At 61.8% G+C, this 1,768-nt stretch carries 2 protein-coding genes; both read right to left on the bottom strand.

The window, feature by feature from the left end:
• Positions 1-998 (bottom strand): histidine kinase dimerization/phospho-acceptor domain-containing protein (locus C662_RS19455; protein WP_002934452.1); only part of this gene is annotated, 998 nt, incomplete at its 3' end.
• Between the two features lie 2 nt (positions 999-1,000).
• The gene (locus C662_RS19450; RefSeq protein WP_002924878.1) at positions 1,001-1,687 is read right to left on the bottom strand and encodes a heavy metal response regulator transcription factor; all 687 of its coding nucleotides are present in this window, start codon (positions 1,685-1,687) and stop codon (positions 1,001-1,003) included.
• Positions 1,688-1,768: the final 81 nt, after the last annotated feature.

Genomic DNA, 1,768 nt, shown 5'->3' with positions numbered 1-1,768 from the left:
CCAGCATCGACTGTGCCCATGCCGTCACCGCGTAAGCGCGCAGTCACGCCGGCCTCCTGCATTGACGCTTCGTGGAATTCGATGACCTCGGACACCAGTTCGGCCAGGCTATCCACACGGTGGCGACGGGCGCGCTCCCCGCGATCGGCCCGGGACAAGAACAACATGTCATTGACCAGCCCCGCTAAAAGTTGAAGATCCTCGAGGTTCGATCCGAGCACATCGCGCAGTTCGGCGACATCGCGCTGACGACTCAGAGCTAGCTCGGTCTCACCAATCAAGGTCGCCAGCGGTGTGCGCAGCTCGTGAGCGACATCGGCGTTGAACCCTTCCAGTTGTTGATATGCGCGGTTCAATCGAACCAGGAGCGCGTTGAATTGTGTGACCAACGGCTGAAGCTCCTGTGCCTGGGCGGAGCCGTCAAGCGGCTGTCCAACGCTTTCCGGGCTTAGGGCCGCTGCTTGTCGAGCCAGGTCGCGAACAGGCAAGAGCGCTCTACGAACGAGCCATGCGCCGCCCACTGAGATGGCCGCCGCTCCACCAAGGGCGCTCGCGAGTAGCGTCCAGGCCAACTGCTCCAAAAGCAGCGCGTCGGCGCTGCTGTCGAGCATCAATTCGGCGCGCAGCATGGTTGTGGGCGACCATGGCACGGAGATTTCGAACTCATCCCGCCGCAGGATTGCGCCGGGGCTTGAACGCGCCGGAGTTGCGTACAGAAGAGCGTCAGATCCCTGGATCAGCCGTAACTCGAGGTTGGCATGGCCCACAAAGAAGTCGTCGAGCTTGTGACGCAGGCTCGGCAACGCGTCCCGCGTTGCAATCTCGCCGACGAGATGGCGCACTATGTCCCGCTTGTGCCGCAGTTCGTCCGTCTGCTTGTTGGAGAGATTTAGACTCGCGCCCACGTAAACGATCGAGCAGACCAAGCCGAGCCCCAGCGAGGCCAGCACGGCGAGCCACCACGATAACCAGCGGCTAAGCGAACGCGGATTGCGCATTCTCAGGGCTTCCGGTCCTCAAGGACGTATCCCATGCCGCGCACGGTATGCAACAACTTCTTCTCGAAAGCGTCGTCGATCTTGCCGCGCAACCGGCGCACCGCAACTTCGACCACGTTCGTATTGCTGTCGAAATTCATGTCCCACACCTGCGCTGCGAGCGCGGTACGGGAAAGGACCTGCCCTTGCCGGCGCAGCAGCAACGTCAGCAACGTGAACTCCTTGGCGGTCAGGTCGAGGCGCTGCCCGGATCGTGACGCCTTGCGCCGAACCAGGTCGAGTTCGAGGTCCGCCAAACGGAGCACCGTTGAATCCTGGCTATCCGAGCGCAAGGCACCGCGCCGCAACAAGGCCTGCACGCGAGCGAGCAACTCGGACAGTGCAAACGGCTTCACCAGGTAATCGTCGGCACCCGCCTGCAGGCCTCTGACCCGATCCTCGACCTCGTCCCGCGCGGTCAGCATCAGGACGGGTACGTGTTTGCCCCGACGCAGTTCTTGCAAGACGGCATAGCCATCCAGCCCCGGAAGCATGACGTCGAGGAGGACGAGGTCGTAATGCCCTTCGGTCGCGAGATAGCGGCCATCCGTGCCGCTGTGCGCGACATCCACGATGTAATTGCTTTCGGTGAGCGCCCTGCGTAGGTATTCGGCGAGCTTGGGCTCGTCTTCCACAACCAGAATCTTCATGCAGCGATTATCGCGGAGATGCCGAAACCATCACATTACGAAATCGTAATCTGGCAGTTCGCGATTCGACGAGGATGGACC

This window comes from Thauera sp. 28 (genome assembly GCF_000310145.2).
Lineage (GTDB): Bacteria > Pseudomonadota > Gammaproteobacteria > Burkholderiales > Rhodocyclaceae > Thauera > Thauera mechernichensis.
This window is presented reverse-complemented; position numbering and strand designations above follow the sequence as displayed.

What these genes read in the sequence shown, in the direction of transcription:
- C662_RS19450 (WP_002924878.1), bottom strand. Translation starts at nt 1,687, where the DNA reads ATGAAGATTCTGGTTGTGGAAGACGAGCCCAAGCTCGCCGAATACCTA.